General features: G+C 41.0%; 16 protein-coding genes and 1 other annotated feature. Of the genes, 5 read left to right on the top strand and 11 right to left on the bottom strand.

The genetic code is table 11. From position 1 onward, the window contains the following. Positions 1–32 precede the first annotated feature (32 nt). Together G6554_RS01895 and G6554_RS01900 are read right to left on the bottom strand one after the other, a co-directional pair. Positions 33–830, bottom strand: a complete 798-nt coding sequence (locus tag G6554_RS01895) for an SDR family NAD(P)-dependent oxidoreductase (RefSeq protein WP_166238200.1) — start codon at positions 828–830, stop codon at positions 33–35. Between the two features lie 33 nt (positions 831–863). Then, positions 864–1,826 carry an MBL fold metallo-hydrolase gene (locus tag G6554_RS01900; RefSeq protein ID WP_166238202.1) on the bottom strand — a complete coding sequence of 321 codons (963 nt, stop codon included), beginning with the start codon at positions 1,824–1,826 and terminating at the stop codon, positions 864–866. 169 nt (positions 1,827–1,995) lie between these two features. Further along, positions 1,996–2,219, top strand: a binding site (T-box leader). 40 nt (positions 2,220–2,259) lie between these two features. On the opposite strand from G6554_RS01900, the gene proC reads away from it, so the two are divergent. From proC to namA, 3 genes are all read left to right on the top strand, one after another. After that, positions 2,260–3,102: a pyrroline-5-carboxylate reductase gene (gene proC, locus G6554_RS01905; protein WP_166238204.1), complete on the top strand. Its 843-nt coding sequence runs from the start codon at positions 2,260–2,262 to the stop codon at positions 3,100–3,102. 86 nt (positions 3,103–3,188) lie between these two features. After that, positions 3,189–4,337 (top strand): glycosyltransferase family 2 protein, encoded by a 1,149-nt coding sequence (locus G6554_RS01910; protein ID WP_207627493.1) that lies wholly within the window; start codon positions 3,189–3,191, stop codon positions 4,335–4,337. Positions 4,338–4,411: 74 nt separating this feature from the next. Then, positions 4,412–5,431 (top strand): NADPH dehydrogenase NamA, encoded by a 1,020-nt coding sequence (gene namA, locus G6554_RS01915; RefSeq protein WP_166238206.1) that lies wholly within the window; start codon positions 4,412–4,414, stop codon positions 5,429–5,431. Positions 5,432–5,474: 43 nt separating this feature from the next. Here namA and rnz read toward each other — a convergent pair whose 3' ends face one another. Next, a complete protein-coding gene (gene rnz / locus G6554_RS01920) occupies positions 5,475–6,398 on the bottom strand; it encodes a ribonuclease Z (RefSeq protein ID WP_166238208.1) in 924 nt (307 codons plus the stop codon). A gap of 224 nt (positions 6,399–6,622) precedes the next feature. Here rnz and zwf point away from each other — a divergent pair, with 224 nt between their 5' ends. Further along, the gene (gene zwf, locus G6554_RS01925) at positions 6,623–8,089 is read left to right on the top strand and encodes a glucose-6-phosphate dehydrogenase (protein ID WP_242637824.1); all 1,467 of its coding nucleotides are present in this window, start codon (positions 6,623–6,625) and stop codon (positions 8,087–8,089) included. Between the two features lie 73 nt (positions 8,090–8,162). Here zwf and G6554_RS01930 read toward each other — a convergent pair whose 3' ends face one another. From G6554_RS01930 to mce, 4 genes are all read right to left on the bottom strand, one after another. Beyond that, positions 8,163–9,440, bottom strand: coding sequence for a DNA polymerase IV (locus tag G6554_RS01930; protein WP_166238210.1), 1,278 nt, complete (start codon positions 9,438–9,440; stop codon positions 8,163–8,165). A gap of 85 nt (positions 9,441–9,525) precedes the next feature. Continuing rightward, a complete protein-coding gene (locus tag G6554_RS01935) occupies positions 9,526–10,647 on the bottom strand; it encodes a tripeptidase T (protein ID WP_166238212.1) in 1,122 nt (373 codons plus the stop codon). Positions 10,648–10,864: 217 nt separating this feature from the next. Then, positions 10,865–12,415 carry an acyl-CoA carboxylase subunit beta gene (locus G6554_RS01940; RefSeq protein WP_166238214.1) on the bottom strand — a complete coding sequence of 517 codons (1,551 nt, stop codon included), beginning with the start codon at positions 12,413–12,415 and terminating at the stop codon, positions 10,865–10,867. Between the two features lies 1 nt (position 12,416). Next, positions 12,417–12,830 carry a methylmalonyl-CoA epimerase gene (gene mce / locus G6554_RS01945; protein WP_166238216.1) on the bottom strand — a complete coding sequence of 138 codons (414 nt, stop codon included), beginning with the start codon at positions 12,828–12,830 and terminating at the stop codon, positions 12,417–12,419. A gap of 158 nt (positions 12,831–12,988) precedes the next feature. Between mce and prli42 the strand changes: the two genes are divergently transcribed. Then, entirely contained in the window at positions 12,989–13,084 is a 96-nt protein-coding gene (gene prli42 / locus G6554_RS01950) for a stressosome-associated protein Prli42 (RefSeq protein ID WP_166238218.1), read from the top strand. Positions 13,085–13,130: 46 nt separating this feature from the next. On the opposite strand, the gene G6554_RS01955 is transcribed toward prli42, so the two are convergent. The 4 genes from G6554_RS01955 to G6554_RS01970 form a co-directional block, all read right to left on the bottom strand. Continuing rightward, complete coding sequence (locus G6554_RS01955) at positions 13,131–13,571, bottom strand: L,D-transpeptidase (protein ID WP_242637823.1); 441 nt, start codon at positions 13,569–13,571, stop codon at positions 13,131–13,133. A gap of 181 nt (positions 13,572–13,752) precedes the next feature. Continuing rightward, a complete protein-coding gene (locus G6554_RS01960; protein WP_166238222.1) occupies positions 13,753–14,475 on the bottom strand; it encodes an ATP-binding cassette domain-containing protein in 723 nt (240 codons plus the stop codon). After that, positions 14,468–15,127 (bottom strand): amino acid ABC transporter permease, encoded by a 660-nt coding sequence (locus tag G6554_RS01965; RefSeq protein ID WP_166238224.1) that lies wholly within the window; start codon positions 15,125–15,127, stop codon positions 14,468–14,470. Before G6554_RS01965 ends, G6554_RS01960 begins: the two co-directional genes overlap by 8 nt. A gap of 68 nt (positions 15,128–15,195) precedes the next feature. Then, a complete protein-coding gene (locus G6554_RS01970) occupies positions 15,196–15,978 on the bottom strand; it encodes a transporter substrate-binding domain-containing protein (protein WP_166238226.1) in 783 nt (260 codons plus the stop codon). Positions 15,979–16,184 lie beyond the last annotated feature (206 nt).

Consider the following 16,184-nt stretch of genomic DNA (forward strand, 5'->3'; position numbering starts at 1 on the left):
AAATTAAAGACTGCCTTTAAAAAGGCAGCCAATTACTTAGAATTCAGCATTCGTTTGCCAATACGCTCAAACAGCCGTGGAAAAAGAACATAAACGGCACTTCCCATGTTCATCCAGCGCGGCAAATTGATTTCCCGCGTTTTTGTCAGCATGCTGTCAACAACCTTACCTGCAACAAATTCCGGCTGCAGCATGAACCGCTGCACACTTTTGACATAAGTACCTTTTTCATCCGCGATGGTGAAAAAATTGGTGGCAATTGGCCCAGGATTTACTGTGGTGACTTGGACATTGTAATCACCCATTTCCATTCGCAGTGCATTTGAATAGCCAAGCACGGCATGTTTCGTTGCGGAATAGACACTCGATTTTGGCGTGGCAATCTTTCCAGCCTGTGAAGCAATATTAATAATATGGCCAAAACGACGAGCGCGCATCTTTGGTAAGACCATGCTTGTACATGCCATCAGCCCAATCACATTGACTTCAAACATCCCTTTAATTTCGTCGATTGAAGCTTCATGGGCTTCACGAAATACTCCGAAGCCAGCATTATTCACAAGAATATCAATGTTTCCGATTGCATCAAAAATCGCCTCAAAAACGATCTGAACTTGATTGGTGTCTGACACATCAAGTTTGAAAACATCCACTTTCACTTGATACTTTTGTTGAAAATCGGATTGCATCTGCTCAAGCTTATCAAAGCTTCGTGCCAGGAGAATTAGATTAGCCCCGCTTGCCGCACAAAGCTTGGCAATTTCTGCCCCAATACCACCGGATGCCCCGGTAATTACAACATTTTTCTCTTTTAACTGATCCCTTACCATCCTAACACCTCATCAGAGCCTAAGCCCGCACGATTACAATTTAGCTTGAAAGAGAACGGGCTGACTATTACTACTACTAATTTCCCCGATAGAGGCTAAATAGTCAAGCTGGGCAACTGTTTCCGAAATGGTCAACATCGGCTCACGCTGATAAACCGTCGGAAAAAGCCGTTTACAAATTTCAAATACTGTAAGCTGCTCTTCCTTCAGCCAATTATTAACCATCATCGCACGCTCATGCTGCCGCGAAAGTCTTTTTTTAATCAGTTCCTCTAACTGATAAACCTCCTCACCGTGACCTGTATAGACACATTGAATCGGATAAAATAAAAGTTTCCTCATCGAGTCATTCAGCTGTAACTGCGATTTGGGCCTTTCTTTTTCACCAGGGGCAGGCGGCTCCATCAGTGGATTCGGTGAAATATGAGCAAGAATGAGATCGCCGCCAATTAAGATCCCATCCTTTTCCCGAAAAAGGGCAATATGACTTTGAGCATGTCCTGGTGTTTCAATAACCTGCCAGCCGCCCAACCCCGGCGGTTGCATCCCCTCAACGAGATGTCCGGTTAAGGAACGATTACACGAATACTTCACTGTTTTTCTGAGTTTAGAAAGTAATGGGATATACTCAGCTGACAGTCCGAACTCTTGAAAGTTCACTTTGAAAAATTCTTCTTGTATTTGGAAAAATTCTTCAGTAGGATGAATCCAGCGTTCATTCAGCGGATGGCCAAACACGTCTACTGAATCAGGAAAAAAGTCAAGCATCCCGGTGTGGTCAGGGTGATGGTGGGTAAGCACTACTTGTTCAATGTCATTTGGAGTTAAATGTAATTCAGCCATCTGCCCTACAAATGAATTCCAGCATTCATCCGTTTTCACTCCTGCATCTACAAGAGTTAAGCGCTCCCCTTTAATCAAATAGGCATTTACATCACCAACTGCAAAAGGCGTTGGTAAAGTAATCTTAGCAATTCCGTTTTTCCATTCTGGCATATAAAAACTCCTTACCTGTTAAAAATCTAAGTAAATACAGTGTAGCGATTTTTCCACCAAATGTCATTATTCTTACATAACTTTTTAGAAAAAATAAAAAATTCATACTATTTTTCTCTTGACAGACAGGCTGTTTTTCAAGGATAATCACTAGTAAAATTTGATTCGTTAAAAAGCGATGAATAAGGCCAGTAAATGTGAAACGGCGAAAGAGAGTGAAGTTCTACGGCTGAAAGACTTCACCGCCCTCTTAATCATTGAACCTACCTTATGAGCACTTAGGAAAACCTAACGTCCTCCCACGTTATCGGGAATCAAGTGAACCCTGTTTGTAACCATTAAATTAGGGTAAATGAAGGTGGTACCGCGGAAGCTAGACCTTTCGTCCTTTATGGATGAAGGGTCTTTTTGTATGAGAAAAGGGGGAAATGTCATGAAAAAGATTGCCATTGTTGGGGCCGGTTCGATGGCCGAAGCGCTCATTTCAGGTATTCTCGAAAAAGGACTAATTGATCGGAAAAGTATCTGGGTGACTAATCATTCAAATGTAAAAAGGTTGGAAAGTCTTAATGAGCGATATGGCATTTGCAGTACGTATGATTTAGACACACTTTTTGACAATGCCGATGTGGTTATGTTGGCAATGAAACCAAAAGATGCGGACACAGCAATCACGACCATTCGTCATCACTTAACCAAGCAAATGCTGGTGATTTCCGTTTTAGCGGGGGTTTCAATGACTACAATAGAATCACTAGCGGAAAATTCACTATCAATTGCCAGGGCCATGCCTAACACCTCGGCAGCGGTTGGAAAATCGGCTACCGCCATCGCCATAAATAGCCGTGTCTCCGAAAAGCAGCTCGAAACCACGAAACAACTCTTTGCAACCGTGGGATTAGCAAAATTTGTTGAAGAAGAACAACTTGATGCGGTAACGGGACTGTCTGGAAGCGGCCCTGCCTATATTTATTATCTTATCGAGGCAATGGAAAATAGTGCCGCTGAAATTGGCCTTGAAAAAGAAATGGCACAAGAACTCATTGTCCAAACTTTAATTGGCGCTGCAGAAATGGTGAAGCACTCCTCAAAATCACCTGAACAATTAAGACGGGAAGTGACAAGCCCTGGTGGAACAACAGAGGCAGGAGTTAAGGTTCTGGAGGAACATGGGGTGCAGCAAGCATTCATTTCTTGTATTCAAGCAGCCACAGCCCAATCGAAAAAGATGGGAAATGCCCTTTGTTCACAACTCAAAGTCGGAAAATCCTCTTAATATTGGATGTTTATTCCCGGATGCCATAAACTAATTGTAAAGCTCGGAAATAGCGGGCTATAACAATATAAAAAGGGCTTGAGGAAATGGAAAATATCCTAATCGTTTTATTCACAATAGGCATTCTTGTGTGGCTAGTTTTTCTTATTGATGCACTGCTTGGTTTTCGAAATTTAGACGCACTTGAAAAAGAAGCGGAGCTCGCACCGGGTCCCGTGCTTTCGGTAATCATAGCGGCACGAAATGAAGAAAAGCAAATCAAGGCAAGTGTGCTTAGCCAATTAAAGCAAACCTATCAACATGTCGAATGGATCATGGTTAATGACCGTTCCACCGATAATACTGGAAATATAATGAACGAGCTGCAAGAAATAGATTCACGCATACATGTACTTCATATCAATGAATTACCTGAAGGATGGCTTGGCAAGAATCATGCCTTGTATAAAGGAACGCTAAATGCTTCAGGAAAATGGTTATTGTTTACCGATGCTGATGTAAGATTTGAAAAGGAGGCATTCGGAAAGGCGCTGCATTACTTTGAAAAACACCAGTTAGATCTTTTAACGGCAGCCCCAAATTTAAACGCTAACCGTTTTTGGCTAAAGTCATTTGTTGCTTTTTTTCTCTTTGGTTTTTCCTATTTTAAACGGCCATGGATGGCAAACAATCCAAAATCGAAGATTGGAACAGGAATTGGAGCGTTCAATCTTGTTTCGAAAGCGGCGTATGAATCATTTGGTACCCATAAAAAAATAAAAATGAGACCCGATGACGATTTGCAGCTAGGAATGCAAATGAAAAGGGCTGGCTTCCGCCAACGAATTGTCACGGCACTTCACCTAATAGAAGTAGAATGGTATGGAAGTTTAAAGGAGGCCTTTGTCGGGCTTGAAAAAAATACATTTGCTGGGTTAAATTATCGTATCAGTATGGTTTTCTTTTCTATTTTCGGCGTGTTTATCACAAATGTCCTTCCATTTCTGACCATATTTTCTGGAAATACCTTTATCGTCCTCTTAAGCCTAGGAAATATTATTACCAGCGGGATTCTATATGTCTTGGTCATCAAGCGAATGACAGTTTTCTCCGCTGCCCTTTTTCTTGTAGTACCAATTACAGCGCTTCTCTTTATTTACTCAATTATCAGGGCAAGTTTTCTTACGTTTAAACGAGGTGGCATTGTCTGGCGGGGCACCACTTACCGTTTAAGTGAACTGCGAGACAAAGAGTAAAGCAGGACATCACATTATTTGCCCGTCATTTGTTATACTAAAGGGGTTTAGATATGTAAAGGAGGGATTCTCAAATGGCGGCAAAATTATTTTCTCCCTATACCATTAAGGGAGTTACTTTTAAAAACAGAATCGTAATGTCACCCATGTGCATGTATTCCAGCCACAACGAAGACGGCCACATCCAAAACTGGCATCGTACTCATTACACAACCAGAGCAGTAGGGCAAGTCGGCCTGATTATTGTTGAGGCAACGGCAGTATCACCACAAGGCCGGATATCACCTATGGATTTAGGCATCTGGAGTGATGAACATGTAGAGGGATTGAAAGAGATCGTGAATCTGATGAAGGAGCATGGTGCCAAGACAGGGATACAACTCGCCCATGCTGGCAGGAAAGCGAATTTAGAAGGCGATATTATCGCCCCAACTGCTATTGCCTTTAATGAAGAATCGAAATCACCTAACGAGATGACTTTAGCAGATATCGCTGAAACTGTCGATGCCTTTAAAAAAGGAGCAGAACGTGCTGCCAAAGCTGGCTTTGATGTAATCGAGCTTCACGGTGCACATGGATATTTGCTAAATGAATTTCTCTCACCACTATCCAATAAAAGAATCGATGATTACGGCGGAAGTAATGAAAATCGTTACCGGATCATTCGTGAGGTCATTGATGCGGTTAAAACTGTTTGGAACGGTCCGTTATTTGTAAGAGTTTCCGCTCATGATTATCATGAGGAGGGATTAACCGCGGAAGATTACATTGTATTTGCCGAATGGATGAAAGAGCAAGGCGTCGATTTAATTGATGTCAGCTCTGGGTCGGTTGTTCCAGCCCGTATTCATGTCTATCCAGGGTATCAGGTAAAATATTCGGAAACGCTGAAGAATGGAGCTAAAATCGCTACAGGTGCAGTAGGTTTAATCACTTCACCACACCATGCAGAGGAAATAGTACAAAATGACAGAGCGGACTTGGTCTTTTTAGCCCGTGAATTACTACGCGACCCGTACTGGCCAAGAACAGCTGCAAAAGAACTCGGTGTAAACATCGAAGCACCCATACAATATGAACGTGGTTGGATATAATATTTCCAAAATAGAAGCACTGCCCTCACGGTAAGTGCTTCTATTATTTAAGGGGAATAGTCATTTCTTTAAAATCCTCGGCAATCTCCGTATTCTCAAATACTTCCTTTGCCTCCTTCACCAATTCACGCCAATCATTTCGATCGTAGCGCGAACTTATATGGGTTAAACACAGCTGCTTACAACCTGCCCGTAAGGCAATGTCGGCAGCCTGATGGGTGGTCGAATGAAAATAATCAAATGCCAGCTTTTCCTCTCCTTTGGAGAAGGTTGCCTCGTGAATCAATAAATCAGCATTTTTTGCTAGTAACAGAGCATTTTCGCAATACCTTGTATCCCCAAGAATCGTGACAATGCGCCCCTTTTGCACGGGTCCTAAAAACTCATCTGGTTCAATTACCCGGCCGTCTTCAAGGGTGACACTCTCACCATTTTTTATTTTGCGGAAAATAGGCCCCGGCTGTACTCCTGCCACCATAAGCTTATCAGCAAGTAATGTTCCCGGGCGATCCTTTTCAAAAATCCGATAACCGTATGAAGGGATACCATGTTCAAGCAGACGTGCCTCTACTGTAAATTGTTCATCTTCAAAAATAATACCCTCTTCGATTTCAATAACCGTCAACTGATATTTTAAATACGTCTGACTCAAAGAAAGACTTACTTGAATATATTCTCTTATCCCTTTTGGCCCGTACACGGTTACCTCTGATTCCCCGCCTTGAAAAGAACGGCTTGACAACAGACCAGGTAAACCATATATATGGTCACCATGAAGGTGAGTAATAAAAATTTTTTCAATCCTTCGTGGTTTGATGGATGTATGTAAAATTTGATGCTGGGTTGCTTCTCCTGCATCGAATAGCCAAACAGTTCCGCGCTCTTCCAGCAATTTAAAGGCGATCGATGTTACATTGCGAAGCTTGGCAGGCATTCCCGCTCCCGTTCCTAAGAAAAAAATATCCACAATAAATAACTCCTTTCGTATCCGCACATGTTATTTACTAGTGATAATATATCACAATAATCGTTCAGATGCTCTTGTGTAAAATAATTGTTACATGCAAAACAAACTATTTGCGAATCCTAGACAAAAGAGATAAATTTAATACTTGATAAAACTATTTACTGAGCAATCAGGCTTTTAGAAGAGGGGTTCAAAACGTGGAACAAAACATGACTTCGTTAATTATGATTTTTGGTGCAACGGGTGATTTAGCAAAACGAAAGTTATTTCCTTCCCTTTATCGCTTATTTTCAAAAAACAAACTAAATAAATTTGCGGTGATTGGTGTGGCGCGAAGAACTTTATCCAACGATGAGTTCCAGAAGTCTGTAAAGGAATCCGTGGTATCTGCTTTAGGGAATAAGGATAATCTTGATCAATTTATCTCCCATTTTTACTATCAGTCACATGATGTAGCAGATTCAAGCTCATACATACAGTTAAGGAAGTTTGCTGACCAGATAGACGAAAATTATCAGCTTGAAGGGAACCGCATTTTTTATCTAGCCATGGCACCGGAATTTTTCGGCCCCATTGCTGTGCATCTAAAATCGGATGGGCTTACAGAGGTCAAAGGCTATAAACGGCTTGTAATTGAAAAACCATTTGGACACGACTTAGCATCTGCCAAGGAATTAAACAAGCAAATTAGAAGTGCTTTTTTAGAAAAAGAAGTCTACCGAATTGACCATTATTTGGGGAAAGAGATGGTTCGAAACATCGAAGTGATTCGTTTTGCCAATGCCATCTTTGAACCACTATGGAATAACCGATATATTTCCAATATTCAAATCACATCAAGTGAAACACTTGGGGTCGAAGAACGCGGCCGTTATTACGAAACAAGTGGAGCCTTACGGGATATGTTGCAAAACCATATGCTGCAAATGGTAGCGCTACTTGCGATGGAACCTCCAATTAATCTGACAACTGATGAAATCCGGTCTGAAAAAGTGAGAGTATTCCGGGCGTTAAGAACAGTCGAAGGGGATAAAGTGAATGACTATTTCGTCCGCGGCCAATATGGCGAAGGCGTAATAGAAGATAAGAAAGTTCCAAAATATCGTGATGAGGTCATGGTGGATCAAGAATCCAATACCGAAACCTTTGTTGCCGGCAAAATCATGATTGATAATTTCCGTTGGGCGGGTGTACCTTTTTACATCCGTACTGGTAAACGAATGACCACAAAGTCAACAAAAATTGTGATTCAATTTAAGGACATTCCGATGAATTTATATTATCAAACTGATAAATTGCTAAATCCAAATTTACTCGTGATTCATATTCAACCGGAGGAAGGGATAACCCTGCACCTGAATGCCAAAAAAGCAGGCGGGCATTTGGATGCACAGGAAGTGAAATTGAGCTTCGCTAATACAGGGGTTCATGCGATGAATACTCCCGAAGGTTATGAAAAACTTCTATATGATTGTATGCGCGGCGATGCCACCAATTTCACTCATTGGGATGAAGTTGCCTATTCTTGGGCTTTTGTTGATAAAATTTCAGAAGCATGGGAAAAGACAAAGGCCAACTTTCCTAATTATGAGTCCGGGTCAATGGGGCCTAAGGAAGCGGATGAACTGTTAGAACAAGACGGCAGATTCTGGTGGCCAGTAACGGGTTTAGATGTAGATATATGTAAGTAAGAAAAGCGCTAAGCCTTTGATAGCGGCATATACGATAAAGCTCCACTTTGTTCTTATAGCAAAGTGGAGCTTTTTAATCATCTTCTTTATTTTTTTCAGGAAAAGAGCGAAGAAAGTCTTTATTAAAGCTTGTACCAGTTCCAATTTTATGATTAGGATCAACATTACGGGATCCTGCATTTTCAATAATATTTTTCCCATATTTATCGCGAAGACTTGAAAGTGTTTTAAGCAGCGGTTCTTTCTTTGCATCCTTCTCATAAGAAAACAAATCTAACTGTCTGTATGCATGATCTTGGTCGACTAAATCATTACCAGTAATCCCCAATAATCGGATCTGGTCACCATTCCAGGATTTTAGAAAAAGCTGTTTGGCAAACGCGGCAACCTCTTCTTTTTGATGAATAGGATTCGGAAGTTTTTTGCTTCTGGTAATCGTCTTCCGATCTTTATACCGGATTGTGATGGCTAATGCAGATGCTAGGACATTTTTCCGCTTTAGCCTTATCGAAACTGTTTCCGCTAATGCTTCCAGCACATGAAAAAGCTCTTGTTGGTTGCTAATATCTCGAGGTAATGTGGTTGAATTCCCAATACTTTTAAACTCCTCTATTGAATCTGGGTCAACTGGGCGGTGATCAATTCCATTTGCACGGTCTTTTATTCGAAGCCCGTTAATGCCGAGGAGAGATTTCAGTTGGATTTCATTTCCTTTTGCTAAATCACCGATGGTGTAGATAGCTATCGTTGTCAGTTTTTCCGCGGTCTTTTTTCCAACCCCATGCATTTCATTCGTGTTCAAGGGCCATAGTACCTTGGGAATATCACGCTTACGAAGGATGGTTATCCCCATTGGTTTCTTCATATCAGACGCCATTTTAGCTAAAAATTTATTGGGGGCAATACCGATACTGCAAGGTAAATCAAGCTGCTCAAAGACTCGTTTTTGAATACTTTCGGCGATTTCAATCGGACTGCCAAATTCAAAGCTTTCTGTGATATCCAGATACCCCTCATCGATGGAAACAGGTTCAACGAGTGCAGTATATTTTCTAAGAATTTCAAACATGCCCATCGATGCCGCTCTGTATCGATCAAAATTGGGACTCCTCACAATTAACTGTGGACAAAGCTTTTTCGCTTCCCAAAGTGGCATCGTTGTTTTGACGCCAAACTTCCTTGCTTCATAGCTACAGGTGACAATAATTCCTCTACGCTCCTCAACGTTTCCGGCAATGGCCAATGGTTTGCCCTTCAGTGTCGGGTCATAAGCCATTTCAACTGAAGCGTAAAAGCTGTTCATATCAACATGTAAAATGACTCGTCCGTTCTTTGGATACATTTCCTTCACGTCAAACACATCCTTAAAACCTTTATTGCTCCTTAATTATAACAAAAAGGAGAACCAATGGCTCTCCCTCATAAAGCTGCTACAATTATTGATTATTTACTTCATCAATAATTGCAATCGTCATTTCTGCAAGTTTGTATAATTCTTCAAGCGGCATGCGTTCGTTTGTTGTGTGGATTTCTTCATAGCCGACTGCAAGGTTTACAGTTGGGATGTTGAAACCGTTAAATACATTGGCATCACTTCCGCCACCACTATGCTGCAATTCACAACTGCGGCCAATTTTGGCTGCTGCTTTGCGAGCGATTTCGACAACATGGTCGCCCTCGCCAAATTTAAAGCCTGGATACATGATTTCCACTTTAACTTCTGCTTTGCCGCCCATCTCTACTGCAACTGTTTCAAATGCCTCTTTCATTTTGCTGACCTGTGCATCCATTTTTTCCGGAATAAGTGAACGTGCTTCCGCTAAAATATCAACGCGGTCACAGACGATATTAGTAGCTTGCCCACCTGCAAATCTGCCAATATTTGCAGTCGTTTCATGGTCAATTCTACCTAGCGGCATCCTTGCAATGGATTTAGCTGCGATGGTTATCGCTGAAACACCTTTTTCAGGTGCAACACCCGCATGGGCTGTTTTACCGTAAATAACAGCTGTAACCTTTGCCTGGGTTGGAGCGGCAACGACCACATTACCTACTAAACCGTCACTATCAAGGGCATAACCATATTTCGCCTTTAATAATGATGGATCTAGTGCCTTCGCGCCATGCAGACCAGACTCTTCTCCGACAGAGATCACAAATTGAATTAAACCGTGTGGTAGATTGTTTTCTTTTAACAGACGGATGGTTTCAAGCATTACTGATATACCTGTCTTATCATCTGCCCCTAAAATCGTTGTACCATCGGTCACAACATATCCATCCTTAATCGATGGCTTAACACCTTTTGCAGGTGTTACGGTATCCATATGGCAGGAAAAATAAATCGGATCTACTCCCTCTTTCGTCGCAGGCAGGGTGCAAACTAAGTTCCCAGCTCCATGGCCCGTTACAGCCGTTGTATCATCCTCAAAAACATCAAGACCTAAGTCGGTAAATTTTTGCTTTAAAACCTTTGCAATTTCAGTCTCATATTTCGTTTCCGAGTCAATTTGTACAAGTTCTAAAAATTCATTCAAAAGACGTTCTTGATTCACCATTTTTTAAACCCCTCCGATTATGTACTCTACTCACTATTGTCTAGCTGCAGCGCCTAGGGGCTCGGGGTCATAAGCCAATCCGACAAGAAGGTTAAAGAACAACCTTCCTGCCAGCTTGTCTAGACTCACGCCCCTGGGCAAGGCGCTTCCGCTTTTCTATATCAGTATACCTCTTTATTATTCTTATCATCAAATGAAAGAAACAGTGAGTTTCACATTATAGAGGGATATTTCCATGCTTTTTGTATGGTCTTGATTCCTTTTTATTCCGTAACATTTCCAATGCTTGAATAATTTTAATTCTTGTTTCCCTTGGATCAATGACATCATCGACCATACCTCTGCTTGCGGCTACATAGGGATTCGCAAACTTTTCCCGGTATTCATCAATTTTCTGCTGTCTTGTTTGTTCGGGATTTTCACTATTGTTAATTTCCTTTGCAAAAATAATATTTGCAGCCCCTTGCGGACCCATGACAGCAATTTCAGCATTCGGCCAAGCAAATACCAAGTCAGCACCAATCGACTTACTATTTAGGGCTACATATGCACCACCATAAGCTTTCCGTAAAATAACAGTCAACTTAGGCACAGTTGCTTCTGAATAAGCAAATAAAATCTTTGCCCCGTGGCGAATAATTCCCCCTAGTTCTTGCTTTACTCCTGGAAAGAATCCGGTTACATCTTCAAACGTAATAATCGGGACATTAAAAGAATCACAGGTACGGATAAATCTAGCTGCTTTGTCGGATGAATCGATATCAAGCCCCCCCGCCATCACTTTCGGCTGATTGCAAACAAGACCAACTGTTTCTCCTTTGATTCTGGCAAATCCGACAACAATATTTTTCGCAAAATCCTTTTGTATTTCCATAAACGAGTCGGCATCGGCAACTTGTTCAATTACTTTCCGGACATCATAAGGTCTTACTGCATCAAATGGGATGACGTCTGTTAAATCCGGGCGATAATCGTTTTCAGCTTCTACCTTGAGTACAGGCGGCTTTTCTTCATTGCTTTGCGGCAAATAGCTTAACAGTCTGCGGACATTTTCTAAAACCTCAGCTTCTGATTCACCTTGAAAATGAGCATTGCCGCTGATGGAGTTATGAACGTTTGCCCCGCCAAGATCTTCTGCTGAAATCTTTTCCCCTGTTACTGTTTCAATTACCTTCGGACCGGTAATAAACATTTGACTCGTTTTTTCGACCATAAACACAAAATCAGTAATCGCTGGTGAATACACGGCACCGCCGGCACACGGACCCATAATAACAGAGATTTGCGGAATTACCCCAGAATAAATAGCATTTCGATAAAAAATATGACCGTAGCCATCCAGGGAAACAACCCCTTCTTGAATCCGGGCCCCGCCGGAGTCATTTAGGCCGACAAATGGTGTCCCATTTTTGGCTGCCAAATCCATAACATTGGCTATTTTCTTTGCATGCATTTCCCCTAATGCACCGCCAAAAACAGTAAAGTCTTGCGAAAATAAATAGATTGGCCGGCCATTCACTTTCCCGTACCCTGTTACAACTCCGTCCCCGGGTCCTTTCAGTTCATCAAGTCCGAAATCATTTGTCCTGTGCTCGATAAACGGATTTAATTCGACAAACGTGCCCTTATCCACTAGCAATTCAATTCTTTCACGTGCTGTTAATTTCCCTTTTTCATGCTGTTTATCAATCCGGTCGTCACCGCCGCCAAGCTCAACTTCTCTTCTCTTATCATACAATTCATTTAATTTTTCATAGATGTCTATCATGTTACCCCTTCATCCCTTTCTTCTCGCAAAGCTCGTATAAAACACCTGATGATGATGAGGGATGCATGAAAGCAATATCTGCTCCTCCTGCACCCGGTCTTGGCTGTTCATCAATCATTCGAATTCCATTTTCTTTCATTTCTGCAATTCTTGCTTCTATCGATGTAACTCCAAGCGCCACATGGTGGATCCCTTCACCGCGTTTTTCGATAAAAGCAGCAATTGTGCTTTCCGCTGATACCGGCTCAAGCAGTTCTAGCTTCGTTTCACCTGCTTGTAAAAAGGCAACCCTCACCTTTTGGCTAGCTACCTCTTCAATCCCTAATAGCGTCAGCTTTAACACATCGGTATAAAATGGAAGTGTCTCATCTAGAGACCTTACGGCAATTCCAATATGGTCGACCTTTTTAATCATGTATACCCCTCTGTTCCATTATTAAATTTACTCGACAATTACTGTATTCGGTAAAAAGTTCATAAATCCTTCCCAAAATTGCTAAGTAGTTCCGTTGTCCATTTGGGCTTTTCCATGTACAATGTAATAAAAGCCTAAATGTTAGGGAGGTTTCATTTTTGAAAAATAGGAAGACTAGGAAAATTATCGTTTATTTAATGCTTTTCGCCATGCTTGCCTCTACTCTCCTAATTGGAATTGGCTCATTACTGTAACAAACATAAATAAGGGACTGTTCCACTAAGGGCAGTCCCTTCTCTATTAATCAATTGCACCATTTTCTTGCGCTAACTTCTCAAACGACTTTTTTGATGAAATAACTAAAATTTTCGTCCCTAATGGGATTAATGGAAAGAGTGAAGAGATCACTTCATTTTGGCTGCGAATACATCCCTGTGAGACATATTTGCCAATCGAGGCAGGCTGATTTGTCCCGTGAACCCCATAGGTTCTGCCATCAGTTCCCCTGGCATCAAAGCCAATCCACCTAGCTCCTAACGGGTTCTTTGGGTCTCCTCCGCGAATATTTCCTTTACGAAAATAGGGATCTTTGGCTTTTACGGTAATCGTAAAGAGTCCTTCTGGAGTTAATTCTTGCGTTTTACCTGTACCAACACTCACAACAGTTTGAACTTTATTTTCATTAATAAAGGCTAGCTCATTTTTCGTTTTGTTAATGATGACAAACGGATCACCAGGCATCGGGTTCGCCCCTAACGGCCAAAGCGGTGAAATAAAAAAAGAAATTAGGATCGGCGATAGAAGTTTTATCAATGGAGCCACCACCTCTTTTTTTCCATAGTTTGCATCATTTAACAGGTATTATTCGCTACTGTTAAAGAAAAAAAGATGATCATAAAGACCATCTTTCTGCAGATCATTATTAAAGCATTTTTTGCAAGAAATCTTGGGCACGCTGGCTTTTAGGACTAGCAAAGAATTCACTTGGCGGTGCATCTTCAACAAGCACCCCGCCATCAAGAAATAAGACTCTGTCAGCCACTTCTCTCGCAAAGCCCATTTCATGCGTGACAATAGCCATTGTCATTCCTGTATGGGCAAGTGATTTCATTACTTCCAAAACCTCTTTAACCATTTCTGGATCAAGTGCAGAGGTAGGTTCATCGAAAAGCATAACCTCAGGCTCCATCGCTAATGCCCGGGCAATGGCCACCCGCTGCTTTTGCCCACCGGACAATCTTGTTGGATATTCATTAGCTTTTTCCGATAATCCTACTTGTTTTAATAATTCAAAGGCAACTTTTTCAGCTTGATCCCTCGACAATCCTTTTACCTTCATAGGTGCATAGGTTAAATTCTGCAGGACCGTCTTGTGAGGGAACAAATGAAAGTGTTGGAAAACCATACCAACATTCTGTCTCACATGAAGGATATTAGTTTTTTTATCGGTTACCTCTTTATCGTCAATCCAAATTTCTCCATTGGTAGGTTCCTCCAGCAGGTTCAAGCAACGTAGGAAAGTAGATTTCCCTGATCCTGATGGGCCAATGATCGCTACAACCTCTCCCGCTTTAATAGTAGTGGAAATCCCCTTTAATACTTCAAGACTGCCATAACTTTTATACAAGTTCTCAATCTTAATCACTGCGTCTCATTCTCCTCTCAAGCGCTTTTCCTAAGAAGGTCAAAGTAATAACCATTAAATAATAGATTAACCCGGCTATTAGTAATGGTTCAAAAAAGGAGTAATTTTCAGCGCCAACCTGATAAGAGCGGCGCATAATATCCATAACCCCAATGGTTGTGACAATGGCAGATTCTTTCGTTAATGAAATAAATTCATTCATTAAGGCGGGAAGAATGTTTTTTAGTGCCTGCGGAAGGATAATATCCCACATCATTTTTCCGTACGGTACCCCTAGGGCCATCGCCGCTTCCTGCTGTCCCTTATCAACGGCAAGTATACCAGCGCGAATAATTTCCGAGATATACGCCCCAGAATTTAGTGCGAACGATAATATTGCTGCTGTATATGGTTCGATTTGATAGCCAATCACCTGTGGTGAACCATAATAAATCAACATTAATTGCAAAACAAGCGGTGTTCCGCGAAAAATCGACGTATACACATCTGCAAACCAATTAAGAATTCTTATCGAGCTAATTTTAAATAATGATAAAATAATTCCAAGCACAAACCCCAATACCCCTGCTAGTACCACGATTTGAAGGGTAACCAGGATACCTTTTAAAATATATGGCATGGAGGGAATGAATTGAGTAAAATCTAAGTTCATTCATCGTCCGTCCTCTCTATCAAAAATGGAGAGACGTTCAGAATCGAACGTCTCTAGTACACCTAGACCTATTGTTCCCCACCGAACCACTTGACAACCAACTTTTGCAGTTCACCGTTTTCCTTCATTTTCTTTAACTCGTTGTTAAACTTTGCTGTTAAATCACTATTTTTTGGGAAAGCAATCGCTGAGCCCGCTTCTTCTGGGTCATCACTAATCGTAAAACCTTTAAATTCTTTTTCTTTTTCAAAATAACCCTTGGCAACAGTATCCTCAATGATAGCAGCATCAAAGCGGCCTGATTTAATTTCTTGGATTAGGTCTGGAATACGGTTGCGGTTTTCTATTTTAATAGGAACCTGTTTATTAATTTCCTCAGCCTTTCCTTCTTGAATGGAACCAAGCTGTACGCCAACTGTTTTACCTTTTAAATCTTCTACCGATTCAATCCCGCTGTCCTTTTTAGAAACAATTAAGTGCTGGGCTGTATAATAGATATCACTGAAATCAACGTTTTTCTTTCTTTTCTCCGTAGGTGTCATACCTGCCAATACAAAATCAGCTTGTCCTGATTTAAGTGATTGAACTAAACCGCCAAAATCCATATCCTTTACCTTTACTTCGTAGCCAAGATTTTTCGAAATTGCTTTAGCCAAATCCACATCAAAACCAATAATTTCATCGCTTTTTCCTGTTTCCACATATTCAAATGGCGGATAGTCAGCAGACGTTGCCATCACTAATACCTTCTTTTCCCCGCTTTTCTTGCTAGCTTTTTCACTTGTACCACAAGCAGCAAGTAAACCTACAGTCATCATCATTATTAATAATAAAATAAGTGCCTTCTTCATTTGTTTTCCCCCTATAACTTATCTGAAAATTGAAATATTAACCTATTCCTTAAATAGTCCAATTTTCAAGAATAATAGAATGTTTGATTAATAATTATTCATTGTAATGAATTTTAACACAAACTAATAATTATGCAAATATATTTTTAAAGATTCATTTAAATTTTTTTAAAGTAACTTTTTCCAAAAAAATAGAGCCAATCTCC

The sequence above is a fragment of the Bacillus sp. MM2020_4 genome, assembly GCF_011250555.1.
GTDB lineage: Bacteria > Bacillota > Bacilli > Bacillales > Cytobacillaceae > Neobacillus.

Bases quoted from the DNA above. Each gene is read 5' to 3' on its own strand.
- G6554_RS01895 (WP_166238200.1), bottom strand. From the start codon at position 830: ATGGTAAGGGATCAGTTAAAAGAGAAAAATGTTGTAATTACCGGGGCA.
- G6554_RS01900 (WP_166238202.1), bottom strand. From the start codon at position 1,826: ATGCCAGAATGGAAAAACGGAATTGCTAAGATTACTTTACCAACGCCT.
- proC (WP_166238204.1), top strand. From the start codon at position 2,260: ATGAAAAAGATTGCCATTGTTGGGGCCGGTTCGATGGCCGAAGCGCTC.
- G6554_RS01910 (WP_207627493.1), top strand. From the start codon at position 3,189: ATGGAAAATATCCTAATCGTTTTATTCACAATAGGCATTCTTGTGTGG.
- namA (WP_166238206.1), top strand. From the start codon at position 4,412: ATGGCGGCAAAATTATTTTCTCCCTATACCATTAAGGGAGTTACTTTT.
- zwf (WP_242637824.1), top strand. From the start codon at position 6,623: ATGATTTTTGGTGCAACGGGTGATTTAGCAAAACGAAAGTTATTTCCT.
- G6554_RS01935 (WP_166238212.1), bottom strand. From the start codon at position 10,647: ATGGTGAATCAAGAACGTCTTTTGAATGAATTTTTAGAACTTGTACAA.
- G6554_RS01940 (WP_166238214.1), bottom strand. From the start codon at position 12,415: ATGATAGACATCTATGAAAAATTAAATGAATTGTATGATAAGAGAAGA.
- mce (WP_166238216.1), bottom strand. From the start codon at position 12,830: ATGATTAAAAAGGTCGACCATATTGGAATTGCCGTAAGGTCTCTAGAT.
- G6554_RS01955 (WP_242637823.1), bottom strand. From the start codon at position 13,571: ATGCCTGGTGATCCGTTTGTCATCATTAACAAAACGAAAAATGAGCTA.
- G6554_RS01965 (WP_166238224.1), bottom strand. From the start codon at position 15,127: ATGAACTTAGATTTTACTCAATTCATTCCCTCCATGCCATATATTTTA.
- G6554_RS01970 (WP_166238226.1), bottom strand. From the start codon at position 15,978: ATGAAGAAGGCACTTATTTTATTATTAATAATGATGATGACTGTAGGT.